Annotated in this window: 14 protein-coding genes; 4 read left to right on the forward strand and 10 right to left on the reverse strand. The window is 61.3% G+C overall.

Annotated features, from left to right (window positions below; genetic code table 11):
• Positions 1 to 2: 2 nt before the first annotated feature.
• Entirely contained in the window at positions 3 to 1,679 is a 1,677-nt protein-coding gene (locus tag M0D67_RS01270; RefSeq protein WP_266237192.1) for a bifunctional 3-(3-hydroxy-phenyl)propionate/3-hydroxycinnamic acid hydroxylase, read from the reverse strand.
• Between the two features lie 148 nt (positions 1,680 to 1,827).
• Here M0D67_RS01270 and M0D67_RS01275 point away from each other — a divergent pair, with 148 nt between their 5' ends.
• Complete coding sequence (locus tag M0D67_RS01275; RefSeq protein ID WP_154561902.1) at positions 1,828 to 2,583, forward strand: TetR/AcrR family transcriptional regulator; 756 nt, start codon at positions 1,828 to 1,830, stop codon at positions 2,581 to 2,583.
• An 87-nt stretch (positions 2,584 to 2,670) separates the two neighbouring features.
• Here M0D67_RS01275 and M0D67_RS01280 read toward each other — a convergent pair whose 3' ends face one another.
• The 3 genes from M0D67_RS01280 to M0D67_RS01290 are packed head-to-tail and all read right to left on the reverse strand — an operon-like array spanning position 2,671 to position 8,368.
• Entirely contained in the window at positions 2,671 to 4,134 is a 1,464-nt protein-coding gene (locus M0D67_RS01280) for an efflux transporter outer membrane subunit (RefSeq protein WP_266236916.1), read from the reverse strand.
• Complete coding sequence (locus M0D67_RS01285) at positions 4,131 to 7,307, reverse strand: efflux RND transporter permease subunit (RefSeq protein ID WP_266236918.1); 3,177 nt, start codon at positions 7,305 to 7,307, stop codon at positions 4,131 to 4,133. The genes M0D67_RS01280 and M0D67_RS01285 overlap by 4 nt, the downstream gene beginning before the upstream one ends.
• Positions 7,304 to 8,368 (reverse strand): efflux RND transporter periplasmic adaptor subunit, encoded by a 1,065-nt coding sequence (locus tag M0D67_RS01290; protein ID WP_266236920.1) that lies wholly within the window; start codon positions 8,366 to 8,368, stop codon positions 7,304 to 7,306. The genes M0D67_RS01285 and M0D67_RS01290 overlap by 4 nt, the downstream gene beginning before the upstream one ends.
• A gap of 550 nt (positions 8,369 to 8,918) precedes the next feature.
• Between M0D67_RS01290 and M0D67_RS01295 the strand changes: the two genes are divergently transcribed.
• The gene (locus tag M0D67_RS01295) at positions 8,919 to 9,689 is read left to right on the forward strand and encodes a TetR/AcrR family transcriptional regulator (RefSeq protein WP_154561895.1); all 771 of its coding nucleotides are present in this window, start codon (positions 8,919 to 8,921) and stop codon (positions 9,687 to 9,689) included.
• A 182-nt stretch (positions 9,690 to 9,871) separates the two neighbouring features.
• Here the strand turns inward: M0D67_RS01295 and M0D67_RS42040 are convergent, their stop codons facing one another.
• From M0D67_RS42040 to M0D67_RS01320, 6 genes are all read right to left on the reverse strand, one after another.
• On the reverse strand, positions 9,872 to 10,300 hold the full coding sequence (locus tag M0D67_RS42040) for a site-specific integrase (protein WP_323138095.1): 429 nt from the start codon (positions 10,298 to 10,300) through the stop codon (positions 9,872 to 9,874).
• A gap of 193 nt (positions 10,301 to 10,493) precedes the next feature.
• A complete protein-coding gene (locus tag M0D67_RS42045) occupies positions 10,494 to 10,913 on the reverse strand; it encodes an integrase arm-type DNA-binding domain-containing protein (RefSeq protein WP_323138096.1) in 420 nt (139 codons plus the stop codon).
• Positions 10,914 to 11,293: 380 nt separating this feature from the next.
• Positions 11,294 to 11,593 carry a hypothetical protein gene (locus M0D67_RS01305; RefSeq protein WP_266236922.1) on the reverse strand — a complete coding sequence of 100 codons (300 nt, stop codon included), beginning with the start codon at positions 11,591 to 11,593 and terminating at the stop codon, positions 11,294 to 11,296.
• A gap of 155 nt (positions 11,594 to 11,748) precedes the next feature.
• Entirely contained in the window at positions 11,749 to 12,531 is a 783-nt protein-coding gene (locus tag M0D67_RS01310; RefSeq protein ID WP_171926006.1) for an N-acyl homoserine lactonase family protein, read from the reverse strand.
• A gap of 13 nt (positions 12,532 to 12,544) precedes the next feature.
• Positions 12,545 to 13,471 carry a fumarylacetoacetate hydrolase family protein gene (locus M0D67_RS01315; protein ID WP_154561891.1) on the reverse strand — a complete coding sequence of 309 codons (927 nt, stop codon included), beginning with the start codon at positions 13,469 to 13,471 and terminating at the stop codon, positions 12,545 to 12,547.
• Between the two features lie 180 nt (positions 13,472 to 13,651).
• Positions 13,652 to 14,251, reverse strand: coding sequence for a helix-turn-helix domain-containing protein (locus M0D67_RS01320; RefSeq protein WP_233464926.1), 600 nt, complete (start codon positions 14,249 to 14,251; stop codon positions 13,652 to 13,654).
• A gap of 251 nt (positions 14,252 to 14,502) precedes the next feature.
• Here M0D67_RS01320 and M0D67_RS01325 point away from each other — a divergent pair, with 251 nt between their 5' ends.
• Positions 14,503 to 15,897, forward strand: a complete 1,395-nt coding sequence (locus M0D67_RS01325; protein WP_154561887.1) for an aspartate aminotransferase family protein — start codon at positions 14,503 to 14,505, stop codon at positions 15,895 to 15,897.
• 56 nt (positions 15,898 to 15,953) lie between these two features.
• On the forward strand, positions 15,954 to 17,057 hold the full coding sequence (locus M0D67_RS01330; protein WP_233464925.1) for an ABC transporter ATP-binding protein: 1,104 nt from the start codon (positions 15,954 to 15,956) through the stop codon (positions 17,055 to 17,057).
• The last annotated feature ends 41 nt before the right edge of the window (positions 17,058 to 17,098 follow it).

The following is a 17,098-nucleotide window of genomic DNA, read 5'->3' on the forward strand; positions in this document are numbered from 1 at the left end:
AATCAAACGGTTCGGATAGCGTGTTCGGCTTCCATAGCCGGCGCGCCGACGGGGTTCGTCAGCAAGGCAAGACTCTCGCGCACGATACGGTTCACGTCGGTGGCCGCACCGTCGTGGACGATCGTCTTGTCGGGCCGGACTACGGCAACCCACCCGACGGGCACCAGCCCCGGAAGAAATACGCCTTCAAGGTCTTCCCAACTGTCGAGCGCGGCAAGATGCAGCCGTTGCCCCCGATGGGCAATCTGGACAACGCGCCCCTCGGCACGCGCAAACGCTGCGGCCGTCGCGTGCTCTAGCACAGCCGCCGCATCCACGCCAAACCCGATCAGCGTGAGACCCTGCCCGAGCACGTCGTCGCTCAGACACGTGGTGCCATCGGAACCTCTCACCCAGCCTTGCGCGATGACTGCGCCACGAACAAGCCTGGTCGACGAGCGGCCCTTGGCGAACAGTCCACTGCGAAATGCGTTCTTCGGCTTGATCTGCAGTTCCTCAAATTGCGCGCGCAGGCGCGGCACGAGTCCCGCAAGTCGCATCAACCCATGAGTCAACAGCGCAACCGCGCCACTTCGCGGCATGACGAGCCTACTCATGAATTTTGCAAGGTTGATCATTGCCTTTGCATGCGGGCGCCGCTCCTCGTCATAGGTATCGAGAATCCTTGGGTCGGCACGTCCGTGTACCACCCATGCCAATTTCCAGCAAAGATTGGCGGCGTCCCGAAGGCCTGCTACCAGCCCCTGCCCGACGAATGGAGGCGTGATATGGGCCGCGTCGCCCGCGATGAACACCCGCCCCTTGCTGAATGCGTCAACGGTGCGCGCATGGAAGCGATACACGGCCTTGCGCTCGATGATCATCTCTTCGACGTTGCCCCATGGAGAGAGCAACTCCCGGATGCGTGTCTCGGATTCCATTTCCTCGCGTCGCTCGCCAGGCTGCAGCATGAATTCCCAGCGTTCACGGTGGCCAGGCGCGACCATATGCGGGATTGGCCGACGGTGATCGCAGATGAATTCGATGTGATCGATCGGACGCGGTACGTAGCGGGCATCGACGATCAACCAGTCCTCGGCGAACGTCTTACCTTTGAATTCCTGGCCGATGAGCTGCCTCACCAGCGAACTCGCCCCGTCCGCGCCGACCAGATAGCGGGCACGGACCTCATGAGTGCGCCCGTCCCCGAGGTCCAGCGACGCGAGCACATGGTCCCGTTCCTCCGTGAAGCCCTTCAGTCCGACACCCAGCGCAATATGCGCACAGTCATATGTCTCGAGCCGGGCGCGCAGGCACCGCTCGAGATCCGGCTGGTAGAACGTGACGAGCTTCGGATGGCCATCCAGGCTGCCCAGCGAATTCACGCTGCCGAACAGGCCCAGCATGGGCGACCTCATGCGGACGTACGGTATGGCGATCGTCTCGAAATCGCGCTCGCCAACGCCCGCAAGCTGAAGGATGCGCAGCGCCTCGTTATCCAGTGCGATTGCACGGGGCGCCATGAATACTTCACGCGACTTGTCTACAACCATCACGTTCACACCGTGCCGTGCCAGCAGATTGGCGGTCGCCGCACCGACCGGGCCACACCCGACTATCAGCACCTCTATTGCCTCGGGCAGGTCACGCGTCGGCGGCTGAACCGGGTCCTGCAGGCCGGACGGCCCGGTGGTGTTTATTGCTCCTGTCTCCACTGTCACTCCATCTGTCTATTTGTTTGTCGGGCGTCAACCATGCGCCTTATTGACATTAAAGTCATCGATGACAACTTTGTCAATAGAAACATTCCAATCTATACTTCGATATGAGCAAAGACTGGAACTCGTCATGGCGAACTCTTTAAACCGGCCCGCGCCCAAGCGCTCCACCCGTGCGGACCCCGTTTCTCCGGTCGCCGTTCCCGAGGAGCGCGAGCCGCGCGGAGCGCGCCGCAAGCGCGAGACACGCGCCCGCCTGCTCGACGCGGCCCTCCGGCTAATGGCGGAAAAGGGCATGGAGGGCGTGGCGATCAACGAAATCACTGAGGCCGCCGACACCGGCTATGGCTCGTTCTATAACCACTTCGAGTCGAAAGAAGCCATCTACGCGACGCTCGTCGGCAACGTATTCGAGGAATTCGCCGACATGCTCGATCGCCTCACCGGCGGCCTGTCCGACCCGGCCGAGGTAATTGCCGTCTCGGTGCGCCATACCCTGATGCGTGCGCGGCGCGATCCCGTTTGGGGACGCTTCCTGATACGTGAAGGGTTTTCAGCTCACATCCTGAGCCGTGGGCTGGGCCAGCGGCTGCTGCGGGATATCGGAAACGGCATCGCCGCCAAGCGCTTTGTGGTCGCTGACCCCTTCATCGGCTTTCTTTCGGTGGGCGGCACGGTGCTCGCGGCAATTGCGGCCGAGCTGAATTTCGTCGCGCCGGGCGCGCCGGCGGCAGACCTGCTCGACGAGTTCGGCTTCAGCGGAGAGCATTTCGCCGAGCGTACGGCAGCAACGCTTCTGCAAACACTCGGGCTCAAGCGCACAGAGGCAGAGAAGATTGCAATGCGCGCGTTGCCACTGGTCGAGGCGGAAGTCGACGCGCAATGAGGCGGTTGAAGTCAAGACGCGTTATGGACCGGGATCATCGACGCGACACGAAGAGACAAAGGCCCTCGCCGAATTACGGAAACAAGGTCATTCTCTTGACGTCACGTGCGGCTGATCGGCAGGCAATTCGCCCATCGCCTGGAAGAGTGCGGCGGTATCGCTCATGCGTTGACTCCCGGCGCGGGCGGCGCTAAGCCGTGCGTTGAGAAACCGCTGCTCGCTGGCGTGCTGTGCCGTTGACGGCAGGGAACCCAGGCGGGCGCGCGACGCCGTTTCGTCGAATGCCGCACGGGCTGCCTGTGCCGCTCTTTCGGCAAATGCCAGCGTCTGCGCGTCATTGTCCAGTGCGGCAAGCGAATCGGCGACATCCTGGAATGCCGACAGAACTGTCGACTTGTAGTGCAGAACCGTCGCATCGTAGGTATCAATCGAGGCTCTGCGTTGCGCGAACAACGCCCCACCATGGAAGAGCGGCTGGGACAGGCCCGCACCGATCGCCCAGAGCCCGCCTGCACCTGAGAGCATCGCGGGCCAGCTAAAGCCCCCGCGACCCATCGAGGCCGTCAGTGACAGGCTCGGAAAGAGTTGCGCGGTCGCAGCGCCAACGTCGGCCGCGGCGGCCTTCACGGCGGCATCAGCTGCCTGAATGTCCGGACGCGAACGCAGGAGGTCCGAAGGCACGACGACCGGCACGTGGTCGGGCAACGCCAGGCTGTCGAGGTCGGGAACGGTCGGTGCGTTATCGGGCGTCCGGCCCATCAGTACCGCCAGCGCGTGGACGGCTGTGGCGCGCTGCTGGCGTAAGGCCGGAAGACTCGCCGCGATCGAATCTGCCTCCTGCGTCGAGTTGAGCGCCTGCACGTGCGAAATGGACCCGAGCGCGTACCGTTGCTGATCCTCGTTTGCCGTTTCGCTCGCCACGGCGATGAGCCGTTCGGTGAGCGCGATCTGGCGATCGAGCGCCGCCACATTGATCGCCGTGCCGACGATGTTGGCGGCGAGCGCGCGCCGGGCCGCTTCCAGTTCAAATGCCTGCACATTCACGCGATCGGTAGCCGCCGCGTTGGCGTAACGCGTCGCGCCGAAGAGGTCGAACGTGTAGTGCGCCTGAATCTGCCCGGCGAAGAAGTTATAGCGGACCTCGCTTGGGCCGATGCCGGGCACGACCGGTGAACGCGCACGCTCGACCTGGGCGGCAGCGTCGACCGACGGCAGCGTGGACGAGCCGATTTGCCCGCGCAGTTCTTCTTGCGCGGCGGAGAGCGTCCGCTGCGTGGCCGCAAGCGTCGGGCTGTTGCGCAATCCTTCGTCGACGAGCGCATCGAGCGCGTCGGACCGGTAAAGCCGCCACCATTGCAGAACGGCAGTCGAGCCGATATCGAATTGCTGCGCAACGCCATCCGCCACGACAGTCTTCGACGGCTGCACCTGCGCGCCGTAATGCGTGGGCGAAGGCATCACCGGGGGCTCCCCGCTGGGAGCGAACGAGCAGGCCGTCAGTGCGAGCGCCGTAGCCACGGCGATAACGGATGTCTTATAGGCAAAGTTCATGATGAAATCTCCGTATGCTCGACGACGACCGGTTGCATGCCGCGCTCGTCGCGCCGGATGCTGAAGCACGTCGCATAGAGCGCCGGCAGGAAGAAAATGGTCAGTGCCGTGGCGATCGTGATACCACCCATCAGCGCGGTCGCCATGGGCCCGAAGAACGCGGAACGCAAGAGCGGGATCAAGGCGAGCACGGCGGCTGCGGCCGTCAGCATGATCGGCCTGAAGCGCCTCACGGTTGCACCGATAATCGCGTCGAAGCGCCCATGCCCCGCCGCGATGTCCTGGTCGATCTGGTCGACCAGAATCACGGAGTTGCGCATGATGATGCCGAACATGGCAATCACGCCGAGCAACGCGACGAAACCAAAGGGCTTGCCGAACAGGAGCAGCGCGGCCACGACGCCGATCAGCCCGAGCGGTGCTGTCAGCACGACGATAAACGTCCGCAGGAAACTCTTGAGCTGGATCATGAGCAGCGTCAGCACGGCGATGATCATGAGCGGCATCTCGGCGTTGATCGAGGTCTGGCCTTTCACGCTTTCTTCGACGGAGCCGCCCACCTCGATGCGATAGCCGACCGGCAGCGTGGCTTTTTGCTCCGCGAGCGCGTGCTCGATATCGCGGGTCACGTCGATGCCCTGCGCGTTGCCCCGAATGTCGGCCTGCACGGTGATCGTCGGTTGCCGGTCGCGCTGCCAGATCACCCCATACTCGAGCGTGTTCCGAACGTGTCCGAGGGAACCGAGAGGAACCGGGCCATTCGGCGTCGGGATCGCCAGGCTCATGAGCTGCGCAGGATTGACACGCTCGCTCTTTGGCGCGCGCAGATCGACGTTGATCAGCTTGTCCTGCTCACGGAACTGCGTGACCGTGTAGCCAGAAAGCGTCATGGCCAGGAAGTTCGATACGTCCTCCGACGTCACACCGAGCTGGCGCGCCCGGTTCTGATCGACTTCGAACGAGATCGACCGTTCTGCCGGCTCGTCCCAGTCGAACTGCACATCGCGCGTGCGGAAATCGGCACGGACCTTCTCGGCGACCTCTTCAGCAATGGAGCGCACGGTCGCGATATCGCTGCCGCTCACCCGGAACTTGATCGGGAAACCCACCGGCGGCCCATTCTCGAGCCGCGCCACACGCGTGCGCACGCCGGAGAACTCCCTCCCGAGTTTGGCATCGAGCCAGTGCATCAACTCGTCGCGGTTTTCAACGCTTTTGGCCGTGATCACGAACTGCGCGAAGTTTGGCTGCTGAAGCTGCTGGTCGAGCGGCAGGTAAAAGCGCGGTGCGCCGGTGCCCACAAAGTCCACGAAATGCTCGATCGCAGGCTGGCCGTCGAGCGCCTTTTCCAGGCGCTTCGCTTCACGCAGCGTCGCCTCGAACGAAGCGCCTTCCGGCAGTCGCAGGTCCACGAGCAGCTCTGGCCGCTCCGAGTTCGGGAAGAACTGTTGCGGCACGCGCGTGAAGGCCGCCATCGCGATCGCAAAGAGCACGGCAGTGACGCCGAGCACGGCCCAACGACGGTCGATACACCACGATACCCACCCCGACAGGCGCTGGTAGAAGCCGGTGTTGTAAACCTCGTGCTCGTGATGGTGGCCGCCGCCGTGGCCCTTGCGCTCGGGCAGCATGTGAAAGCCCAGCAACGGGACCAGCACGACAGCCGCGAACCAGGACACGATCAGCGCAATGGCCGACACCTCGAAAATCGAGCGCGTGTATTCCCCCGTGCTCGATTTCGCAAGCGCAATCGGCAGGAACCCCGATACCGTGACGAGGGTACCCGTCAGCATCGGAAAGGCCGTGCTCGTATACGCAAAGGCCGCCGCGCGCGTGCGAGTCCACCCCTGCTCGAGCTTCACGGCCATCGTTTCGACGGCGATAATCGCGTCGTCGACGAGCAGCCCCAGCGCGAGCACGAGCGTGCCAAGGGAGACCTGGTCCAGCCCGATATTGAACACATGCATGCACAGCGCCGTCACGGCGAGCACGATCGGAATCGAGATCACGACGACCATGCCGGTGCGCAGGCCGAGCGAAACGAGGCTTACGACCAGCACGATTGCTACCGCTTCAGCGACCGACCTTACGAACTCGTCCACTGAATGCTTGACCGCGTGAGGCATGCTCGAGACGGGAGCCAGCTTGAGTCCCGCCGGCATGGCCGCCTGCAGTTCGGCGGTTTTAGCGTCGAGCGCCTTGCCGAGGCTGATCACGTCGCCGCCTTTTTGCATCGTCACGCCGACGCCGAGCACCGCCTGCCCCCCGACGCGCATCTGGGTGACGGGCGGATCGTCGTAGCCACGCGTGATCTTTGCGATGTCGCCGAGCCGGAACGTGCGTTTGTTCACGGTGAGGAGCGTGTCCGCAAGCGCCTGCACGTCCTTGAACGCGCCGCTCGGTCGCACGAACACCCGGTCGTCCACCGTCGTAATGGTGCCAACGGGCGTAACGGTATTTTGTGCGTCGATTGCCTGGGCGAGCTGCTGCGGCGTGATAGAGAGCCCCGTCAGCTCTGCATTCGATATCTCGACGAAGATGTGCTGGTCCGGGTCGCCAAAGTAGTCGACCTTGGCGACGCCGGGCACGCGCAGCAGGACCGTGCGCAACTGGTCTGCGTAGTCGTGCAGTTGCGCAGGCGTAAAGCCGTCGCCTTCAAGCGCGTAGATGTTTGTGTAGACGTCACCGAACTCGTCGTTGAAAAACGGTCCAACCGTCCCCTTGGGCAGCGTCGCCGAGATGTCGCCCACTTTCTTGCGCACCTGGTACCAGGTCTCGGGGACCTCCTTGACCGGGGCCGAATCCTTCATGGCGAAGAAGATCATCGACTCGCCGGGCCGTGAGTAGCTCTTGATGTTGTCGACATACGGTGCCGCCTGCAACTGACGGCCGATCCGGTCCGTGATCTGTTCCTGCACCTCGCGGGCAGTCGCGCCCGGCCAGTAAGTTTTGACCACCATGGTCCGGAACGTGAACGGCGGGTCTTCCGACTGGGCAAGCTGCGTATAACCGATCACGCCGAACAGGGTTGCAAGCCCGATCAGAAAGATCACCAACTGCTGATGGCGCAACGCCCACGCGGAGAGATTGAAGCCACCTTCGCCATGTGCCTCGGAGTCGGACGGGGTGACGGTCGCGCTTTCATGCGCGGTTTCACGGTCGCGTGGGTTCATGACGAAAAATCCTCGGGATGCAACGGGGCCACCACCTGCACGTGTTGGTCTGCGCTCACTGCGTGCACGCCCTGCATCACGACGCGGTCGCCGTCGTGCAGGCCGCCGGTGACAGAGACCGTGCGTTCGTCGTAGCGCGCGATGCTGACAGGGCGCAGCTCAAGGGTGTCGCTGCCCGCGTGCACCACCCACACAGCGGGGTCGTCGCCTTTGTGAAAGAGCGCCGTCACAGGCAGCGCGAACGGACGTGCCGTTGCCGCGTCGCTGGCGGCATCGAACGCAACATTCGCCGTCATGCCGAGGCGAACTTCGGGGCTCGGCGCGGCCAGCGTGAGCTTCACGCGCCAGGTGCGGCTTTGCGGGTCGGCGGCGGGCGACACCTCGCGCACGCGCGCCTCGAAGGTCTTACCAGGCAGCGCAGACAGGCTCACGCGCGCATTGCTGCCGACGGTCAATGCGCCAATCGTCCGCTCGGACGCGTCGCAGACAACATCCACGTCTCCCGTCCAGTCGAGGTGATAGACGGCTTGATCTGCCTGAATGTTCTGGCCGGTGTCGGTGTCCTCCGACGTGATGACGCCGTCGTGGTCTGCCGTGAGCGTGGCGTAGCGCAGGTGATCCGTGGCGAGCGCCATCTGGGCGAGCGCCGAATCGCGCTGCGCGAGGGCGGAAGCGTAGGCGTCCTGGGTCTGCTCCATCTGCGCGGGTGCAATCAGGTTTGCCTGCGCCTGAGCTTTATCTCGATCGAGTTGCTGTTTGGCGTACACGAGACGATGTTCGGCGGCGTCGAGCTGCGCTCGCGCGCTGGCCAGGTTGTTGCGCAGGTCGGTAGGGTCGAGCAGCGCAACGGTCTGTCCCGACTTGACGGTATCGCCGATGCGCACCCGCCGTTCGGTGACCTTGCCTCCAATCCTGAACGAAAGAGGCGTCGAATACCGCGCCTGTATCTGAGCCGGCAATGAGGCGCTCGCCGTGCGCCCGTCGGGATGAACCGTGACAGCAACGACGGGCTTGAGCTCGGGAGCGACGGTTTCGCGCTGGTGGCAGGCCGCTAGCAGCATTGCGCCGCAAGCCGCAATCAGAAGACGTCCCCGGAGGGATGGTCGGACGACGGACGGCAGGAAAGGACGCGCAAGCGTCTGCGCGTTAAGACCGGAAAGTTTCACGATGTTCACAAGGCAGGTGATGGTCCAGCAATAAAATGGGCGAGGCATCGGAAGACACGGTGCGTCTGGCAGCATGCTTTGCAAAGTGCGCGAGCACTAGATCCGGCATACCTACAACTTAGTATTCCTACTCGCTTTGTCTGATACAAGCCGCTTGCAACTCTTCGTACTTCGTCATCGCACGCGGCCACTCCCCACGAAACAGCTAGAGAACGAGCGTAAAACATGTCCTCGCCCCCCAGCCCGGCGCTGGTGGATCTGGATGGCAGTGGACGACTCATTTTCAGCGCTGCAACTCCCTGTTCCAGGCACCGTCGCAACTCAATTCGTCTGTCCATGCGGTCGCTGATCCGTTCGCGACAGTGACATTAAACCCATAACTGATTATATTGTCAACTATGACGTGTAAATCTAAAATATGACGATACAGAAATCTGGAACCGAGATGCCTGATACCCCGAACTCCCGTGCAACCCGGCAGCGCAAACAAAAGCTGCCAGCTCCGGCCGAGGCGACCGAAGGGCGGCAGCCGCGCGGCGCCCGCCGCAAGCGGAAGACTCGAACCCGCCTGCTCGACGCTGCGCTCAGGCTAACGGCCGAAAAAGGGATAGGTTCAGTGACCATCAACGACATTACCGAGGCCGCCGACGTCGGTTTCGGCTCCTTCTACAATCACTTCGAGTCGAAGGAAGGGATCTTCGCCGCGCTCGTCGAGTGGGTGTTCGAAGAGTTCGCCGATACGCTTGATCGCCTGGCCAGCGGACTGTCCGACCCGGCCGAAGTGGTCGCTATCTGTGTCCGCCATACGCTGATGCGCGCCCGCCGCGAGCCGGTGTGGGGACAGCTCCTGATCCGCGAGGGTTTTTCGGTGCATGCGCTGAACTGGGGTCTCGGTCAGCGTTTGCTGCGCGATAGTCAAAGTGGCATTTCCGCGAGACGCTTTGTCGTCTCGGACCACTTTCTGTGTCTCATTTCCGTTACGGGCATCATCTTCGCGGCGATCGCCGCTGAAATGCACTTTTCCGCCTCCGTCACACCAGCCGTCCAAGGGCAGAAGCCATCTGGACTCGGAGAACAGCACTTCGCGGAGCGCGCTGCGGCGGTCGTGCTACAGGCACTTGGACTCAAGCGCGTCGAGGCAGAGAGAGTTGCGCGGCTGCCGTTACCGGGTTACCCGGAAATCAAAGTCTGTCGAGCAAAACCGCGGGTTCGCTGATCGGGTGGACAACTTTCAGACTCAGGGCGCGGGTAGAGGGGCGGCGAGACCAAGGGCGAGGCAGCCGTGATCGGGAGAAACGGCGCTGACAACGAAAGACTGGAGAGACGGCTGCCGGATCTTGTGTCGCCCGGCACCGTGGTCTCTTCGCCCCATACCACGGCGCTTCGAACATCAGTCAGCTATGGCCTTTCGCCCTTCGCCTTTGGATTCGTAGCAATCCAGCCGTCCAGCATATCTGCCCACGCCTGGAGCATCGCCCTCCTCTGCTCTGCATACTCCGCCTTGTTGTAGACCGCGCGCACGCCACGCTGTTCGTGAGCGAGGCATTTCTCGATCCAGTCGGTGTTGAACCCTGCTTCGTGCAACAGCGTGCTGGCCGTCCGACGCAGATCGTGCACCGTGAAAGGATCAAAATCTGCCCCGCCGTCGCGTATCAGCTTGACCGTGCGGTCAATGACGCGGTTCAGAGTCGCCGAACTTATTGGGGAGGCCGTCTCATAGCGGCCGGAATGCACGTACGAACTCGCTCCGAAGCATGTCTTGAATGCGACCAGAATGTCCAGAGCCTGTTGACTCAGATAGACAATGTGGGGGAGACCGGCCTTCATCCGTTCCTTCGGAATTGTCCACCTTTAGTCCCCGCGCCTGCACGAAACGATAGACCTGCAGAACGATGTCGCGCGCCCGCACGGCAGGGGCCGCGGCGCCCCTCCCCTTGATCTTCTCGCAGCGCGCCATCAATCGTGCGGGCGTGATCTCTTCCAACTTCAGCCGGCCAAATTCCGACGTGAGATTCCGCTCTTATACCAATTTGCGCATCGCTCGTGTGGAGTCGGCAAGAGCAGTCTCCACAAAGTATTTCTCCGCCCACTTACCAAACGTTAGCACCTCGGTCGCCTCGACCCGTTTCTCGACTTTCGAACGTGAAGGACTCTCTCCGCGCTGGATTGCTCCGTAGACTTGGTCGCGTAGAAGCCGGGCTTCCGGGAGGCTATAGCCATTGCGAATCCGAGTTCGTCTGGCTTGCGTGGCTTCCGTGCTTAAAGTGATGGATCGTAGCGGCCGATAACCAGGGTTTCCCGGCGACCGTTCACCCGGTAGTCCGTACCGGAAGCTCACCGCGCCTGCAGGAATCACTGCTGCATATTGCCCCCGCTGATCGGCAACCTTGTAGATCTTCTTGGCCGGCTTCAGCGCTCGCAACTGCATGTCTGTGAGCATAGGGACTCCTCGAACGTATACCGTCAACCGATACCGTCAGACTGATTTGACGGTATCGGACAAGGCCGTCCGAGGAAGAAATGTCGGTACCGTCACCGATACCGACATTTCCACCAGGTATTGCCCGGATCACAGCAGACCACACCGGACAATAACCTCATCTTTTTTAAAGGAGAAACAGGAAAAACCGGACCTCCCGGAACGACCCGGGAGCACCTTGAATCACTCCCACTCGATCGTCAATCGGTGGCCGGGATCCTTCTGGAGACGGCCTTTCCGCCCAGTCGGGTAGCGACGATACCGTCAGCCATACCGAAAAATCCAGTCGGCAGTTATCGGCTTTGGACAGACTGCATCGGAGAGTCAATGTGCGCTTTCGTTCAAACATTACGAAAACTGGGCATCCGAATACGACTTCTGCGGAGTACCGTCATCGATACCGTCAGCGACCATCCAACGCGATCCAGGCAGAGCTTGAGTAAGGCATGATCCGAGTCGCCCAATATTGCCGGCCTTCGCCAGCACGGGATAGCAGCGCCAGAACGACCTGGCATCCCCGCGCTGTTATCAGCAATGCGAGAAGTGCTTGGCCGTTCCCCGCGAAGACCGGTTTCGATATCGAGCGGCACGCTCGGCACCGCCTCGAGCTCCACGACCAAGCTGTCGGAATCGAACAGCATGAAACCGCGCTCCGGGTCAATCTACACGTCAAGATTACGTTCTCGCGTGGCGTCGTTGTGGACGACGCCGCCGAACAGCTGCGAATTGTGCCGTTCCAATGCGATGCGCGTAATCGAACATTGCACCGTGCGGACGCCGACCAATACATACACAATCAGGAGAGCCAGTCAGGTGCATGGGGCAAGGTTGCATTCTGGGCAATATCATGATTGACGAATAACGTCGCACCTTCAGCCGCCAAAAGCTCTTCGACCCTGTTCATCGACGCAATTGACTGCTGTGCGTCGACATTGAAAGAAGGAACGCATCTGCATTGGAAGTTACGCCGATTGTGAGCAATATCGCCACTCAACACGACTCGCCCGGTCTCGGGAAGATTCAGCAACAGCGAGCAATGGCCAGGGGTGTGGCCGGGCGTGAAAATGATACGGACGGCGCCGTCTCCATAAACGTCGTGGTCGCCCTCGATCAACCTGAGCCTGTTGTTACGCAGCATGCCGTACAGCTCAGGCCTAAATCCGAAAGCGTCAGGATCCGGGCCAAACATGGCTTCATATTCAGCCGTCTGCACGATCCACTCGGCCTTCGTGAACAGCCGACAATTGCCCACATGGTCGTAATGCGCATGCGAAAGCGCCAGCGTACCGATTTCATCAGGCTCAACCCCGATTTCCTGAAGTTGCGACGCGATCGTCTTGCTGATCGTTCCGCGGATACCGTGGGCGATGATCCGGCCTTCCGGCTCGCCGATCAGATCGTCCTGGGTGCCGGTGTCCCATAGCATCCATTGTCCGCGATGGCGGATGAGATACGCATTGCAGCTTAACGTCATCGGCTTGCCGACATTGAATCCGGGAGAGTAAATCGAGGCATCGTCGACCTGCGCTATGCCTGCGTCGAGAACGTACAGTCGCTCGATCGTCGCGTCATGGCTCATGGCTGCCCCGTTCTCAGCGAAGATGAATGGCGAGCTCACCGAGCCCTTCGATCGCGGACACCACTTTGTCGTCCGCTTTAAGCCATTGACGCTCGTCGCGCGGCACCTTTTTCCCCCAGATCACCCCCGGCGGCGTCCCAGTAAACAGAATGTCGCCCGGCTCGATCGTCATGATGCTGGCCACGTAGCGGATGATCTCGCGGCAGTCGAAGATCATTTCGCCGGTGCTGCTGTCCTGCCTGATTTCGCCGTTCACCCAGGTTTGCAACCTCAGGTTGTTCGGGTCCGGCACGCGATCCCGGGTAACGAGCCAGGGGCCCAGCGGAGCAAAACCATCCGACATTTTCCCCGCCGTAAACTGCGTCGTGATGTTCTGCAGACCTCGGGCGCTGAAGTCATTACCGACCGCGTAGCCCGCAACAACGGATAGCGCATTCTCCTTCGACACGTTCTTGCATTTCCGCCCGAACACAATCACGAGTTCCGTCTCGTAGTCGAACTCCTTGTCTACCATAGTAGGCAGTTCAATGTCGCCGTCATGGTGATTGAGTGCGTTCGCAAACTTGCTAAAGATTGGCGGCGCCTTGGGAATGGGCGTTCCCGTCTCCGCCGCATGCGCCTGGTAGTTGAACCCCACGCAGATGATCTTCCGCGGCCGCGTGACAAGGGGAGCGAAAGCAGCCTCACGTACCTCAACCGATTCGATTCCGCCGTCCTGCCGAAGGCGGTTCACGATCGCCGATACGTCGGCAGCACGGTCGTTCTGAAGCAAATCGTCCATATCAGCCGGCGCCGGCAACTCGAAGTTAGCGCCAGCCTGCGTGATATTCACGATCCGGCCGTCGAGCTCGGCGCCGAGGGCAAATGCACCACCGATGCGGAGATTGGCCAACTTCAGGTCGAGCTCCCCTACTTCAAGATTCGGGTTTGCGTTTTCCAATTTGCACTCCTTATGAAAACTGCTAAAGCGGGATGAAGAGATGGCACGACCTGGGCGATCAAAGGAACGAGACACCCGCGAGGCTGGTTCCCGGCACTTTCCGGGATGTGCAAGTAGAATATATCTACGATAGGAGAATGTCAACGGCCACCCTTTCTGGGCGGCCACAGCTTGCCCGACTTACTTGTCGTCGCGCCGGGAGATGACCAGGTAATAGGAGCAATGCTTTCTGGAGCGATTGCTGAAGGCGTGCTCGACCCTGGCCTCGAAGAACAGAGTGTCACCTTCCGACAAGCGAATTTCCTGGCCCGGCAACGAAACGATCAACTCCCCTTCTGCCACTGTCACGTGCTTTTCTGTTCCGCTTCGGTAAGCCGGCATCATGCCTGTGGACACGCCGGCCGGCAGCCAGTGCTGGAGCAACTCGACCTGGCTACCAACCATGGTCGGAGAAAGAATGTGGCGCTCGAAGCCGGTTTCGCTGTCCCGGAAAATATGCCGCTGTTCACGCCGAACTACCGCTACGGCTTGCCGATCCTCGACGCCGCCGGTAAGGAAGCTCAGTGTCGTCTCGAGGGCGTGCGCGATCCGTTTTGCTACCCCGATGGTCGGACTCTTTTCGCCTCGCTCGACCTTTGAAAGCATGGCCCGGCTCACGCCAGATCTCGTCGCCAGCTCTTCGAGTGTCAGCTCGCCGCGCTCCCGCAGCGCGCGCATGCGGCGCCCAAACTCCTGATTTAACTCGTCGTGGTCGCCTGCAGCTTCAGGTGGAAGTTCCATAAGACTGTTCATCTATGACTGTTCATAAGGGGGTCGGCGAGAGTCTAGCGCATCGTCACAAGCTTTTTTGAAAACGCTTGATGGCTCACTTTCTGTCTGCTAGTGTATCTTCCATAGTAGATTGTGTCTACCATGTAAGACGATTTAGGTGGTTTCCGAAGAAATTCGCTGTGCAATGCAATAAAACCATTGTTATCCGGGCCAGCGCCTCGCTACCCAAGCCACGGCTCGAGCCCGAATCAGGAGACGACATGACTCAATCGATCGACGCACTGTTCGAGCAGGACCGTGCGCATTTCATGCATCCGTCCACGCACGCTCACGATCACCAAAGCGGCGCGCTGCCGGGCAAGATCGTGCGCGGCGGCAGCGGCATCCGCATCGAAGATCATGAAGGCCGGCAATACATCGACGCCTTTGCGGGACTTTACTGCGTGAACATCGGCTATGGCCGTACCGAAGTCGCCGACGCCATGTATGAGCAGGCAAAGCAGCTTGCCTATTACCACACCTACGTCGGCCATTCGTCGGACGCAATCATCGAGCTGTCTTCGCGCCTCATGGAGTGGGCGCCGGCCGGCATGAAGAAGGTTTACTACGGCATGTCCGGCTCGGACGCGAACGAAACGCAGATCAAGATCGTCTGGTACTACAACAACGTGCTGGGCCGCCCGAACAAAAAGAAGATCATCTCGCGCGAGCGCGGCTATCACGGCTCGGGCATTGTGACGGGCAGTCTCACGGGCCTGCCGAGCTTCCATCAGCATTTCGATCTACCGATCGAGCGCGTGAAGCACACGGTCTGCCCCCACTGGTATCGCAAGGCGCCCACGGGAATGAATGAGGCCGCGTTCGTATCGTACTGCGTGGACGAACTCGAAAAGCTGATTAAACGTGAAGGTGCCGACACAATCGCAGCCTTCATCGGTGAGCCTGTAATGGGCACCGGCGGGATCTTGCCGCCTCCAGCCGGCTACTGGCCCGCGATCCAGCAGGTGCTGAAAAAGCACGACATTCTCCTGATCTGCGACGAAGTCGTGTGCGGCTTCGGCCGGCTCGGCTCGAAGATGGGTGCGCAGCACTTTGGCATCCAGCCCGACCTCATCACCGTTGCGAAGGGACTCACGAGCGCGTATGCGCCGCTCTCAGGTGTCATCGTGGGCGAAAAGGTCTGGGATGTGATTGCGCGGGGCTCGCAGGAGCACGGACCGATGGGACATGGCTGGACCTATTCCGGGCACCCGGTGTGTGCGGCCGCGGCGCTCGCCAATCTCACGATCATCGAGCGCGAAAAGCTGGTGGAAAACGCCGCGCAAGTTGGCTCTTACTTCGGCGCGCAACTGCGTGAAGCGTTCGGCTCACACCCGCTGGTGGGCGAGGTGCGCAGCACGGGCATGCTGGCTGCGCTGGAATTCATGGCAGACAAGGAGGCGCGCAAGCCCTTCGACCCGGCTCTGAAGATCGGGCCGCGGGTTGCCGCAGCCGCGCTGCAGCGAGGTCTGATCGCGCGCGCCATGCCGCACGGCGACATCCTCGGTTTCGCACCGCCGCTCGTGATGAGCCGCGACGAGGCAGACGAGATCGTTGGCATCGTGAAGCAGGCCGTGGACGAGGTTGCGGAGCGGGCTCTCACAGACGCGGGTTGACCTCGCCGCTTCGCTCCGCATTCTGTTGGTAATTGTCGCGTTGAACGGAGGCAGCTGTGCCGAAGACTCAGGAAGTGATTGTCAGCTTTCGAAGCGTTAGGAAAACTTACGATGGCGAGTCGCTCGTCGTCAAATCGCTCGATCTCGATATCTACCGCGGAGAATTTCTCACCTTGCTCGGACCCTCGGGCTCCGGCAAGACGACCTGCCTGATGATGCTTGCAGGCTTCGAATTTCCTACCGGTGGCGAGATCCACCTCGACGGCAAGCTGCTCAACAACGTCCCCCCTCACAAGCGGGACATTGGCATGGTGTTTCAGAACTATGCGTTGTTTCCGCACCTGACGGTAGGACAGAACGTGGCGTATCCCCTCAGTGTGCGCAAGGTGCCTGCTACCGAACGTGCCGCGCGTGTGAACGAAGCCCTGAGGATGGTACGCATGGAAAGCTTCGAGAAGCGCTATCCGGCACAACTGTCAGGTGGCCAGCAGCAGCGCATCGCGCTCGCACGCGCACTCGTGTCCAAACCCAAGCTCGTGCTCATGGACGAGCCGCTTGGCGCGCTCGACAAGCAACTGCGCGAGCACATGCAGTACGAGCTGAAGTCCCTGCACGCAGAACTCGGCCTGACGTTCGTCTACGTCACACATGATCAGGACGAGGCGCTCACCATGTCAGACCGGGTCGCGGTATTCGACAAAGGCGTCGTGCAGCAGCTCGACACCGTAGACCGTATGTACGAATCGCCATGCAACGAGTTCGTGGCGAACTTCGTCGGCGACAGCAACCGGTTGCGCGGGACGATCGCGTCAGTGGACGGCGAATTTTGCGACTTCCGGCTTGACGACGGAACGCGGCTCGTCGGCCGCAATATCGGCAACGCGGCGGCGGGCGCCTCCGCCATCGCATGCATTCGCCCCGAGCGCATGAACGTAGTGTACGGCAGCGATCGAGCGAACGACGCAGCGGCAAACGCGCTGGCGGGAGAGGCTCGCAGTCTGATCTATTTCGGGGACCACGTGCGGATGCGCTGCGCGTTCAAAGGGCAAGACGAATGTTTCGTCAAGGTACCGATCGGTACCGGTGCACTTGAACGATTTGCACCCGGCGCGCCCGTGACACTCGCATTCGCGCCTGAACATCTGCGCGTTTTTGCGTAGCTGTCTACACGATTTCTACGCTGGCCAGTCCGACACAACGA

The sequence above is a fragment of the Paraburkholderia sp. SECH4 genome (assembly GCF_030511745.1).
Lineage (GTDB): Bacteria > Pseudomonadota > Gammaproteobacteria > Burkholderiales > Burkholderiaceae > Paraburkholderia > Paraburkholderia madseniana.

Bases quoted from the DNA above. Each gene is read 5' to 3' on its own strand.
- M0D67_RS01275 (WP_154561902.1), top strand. From the start codon at position 1,828: ATGGCGAACTCTTTAAACCGGCCCGCGCCCAAGCGCTCCACCCGTGCG.
- M0D67_RS01320 (WP_233464926.1), bottom strand. From the start codon at position 14,251: ATGGAACTTCCACCTGAAGCTGCAGGCGACCACGACGAGTTAAATCAG.
- M0D67_RS01290 (WP_266236920.1), bottom strand. From the start codon at position 8,368: ATGCTGCTAGCGGCCTGCCACCAGCGCGAAACCGTCGCTCCCGAGCTC.
- M0D67_RS01295 (WP_154561895.1), top strand. From the start codon at position 8,919: ATGCCTGATACCCCGAACTCCCGTGCAACCCGGCAGCGCAAACAAAAG.
- M0D67_RS01325 (WP_154561887.1), top strand. From the start codon at position 14,503: ATGACTCAATCGATCGACGCACTGTTCGAGCAGGACCGTGCGCATTTC.
- M0D67_RS01280 (WP_266236916.1), bottom strand. From the start codon at position 4,134: ATGAACTTTGCCTATAAGACATCCGTTATCGCCGTGGCTACGGCGCTC.
- M0D67_RS01310 (WP_171926006.1), bottom strand. From the start codon at position 12,531: ATGAGCCATGACGCGACGATCGAGCGACTGTACGTTCTCGACGCAGGC.
- M0D67_RS01305 (WP_266236922.1), bottom strand. From the start codon at position 11,593: ATGCTGTTCGATTCCGACAGCTTGGTCGTGGAGCTCGAGGCGGTGCCG.
- M0D67_RS42045 (WP_323138096.1), bottom strand. From the start codon at position 10,913: ATGCTCACAGACATGCAGTTGCGAGCGCTGAAGCCGGCCAAGAAGATC.
- M0D67_RS42040 (WP_323138095.1), bottom strand. From the start codon at position 10,300: ATGAAGGCCGGTCTCCCCCACATTGTCTATCTGAGTCAACAGGCTCTG.
- M0D67_RS01285 (WP_266236918.1), bottom strand. From the start codon at position 7,307: ATGAACCCACGCGACCGTGAAACCGCGCATGAAAGCGCGACCGTCACC.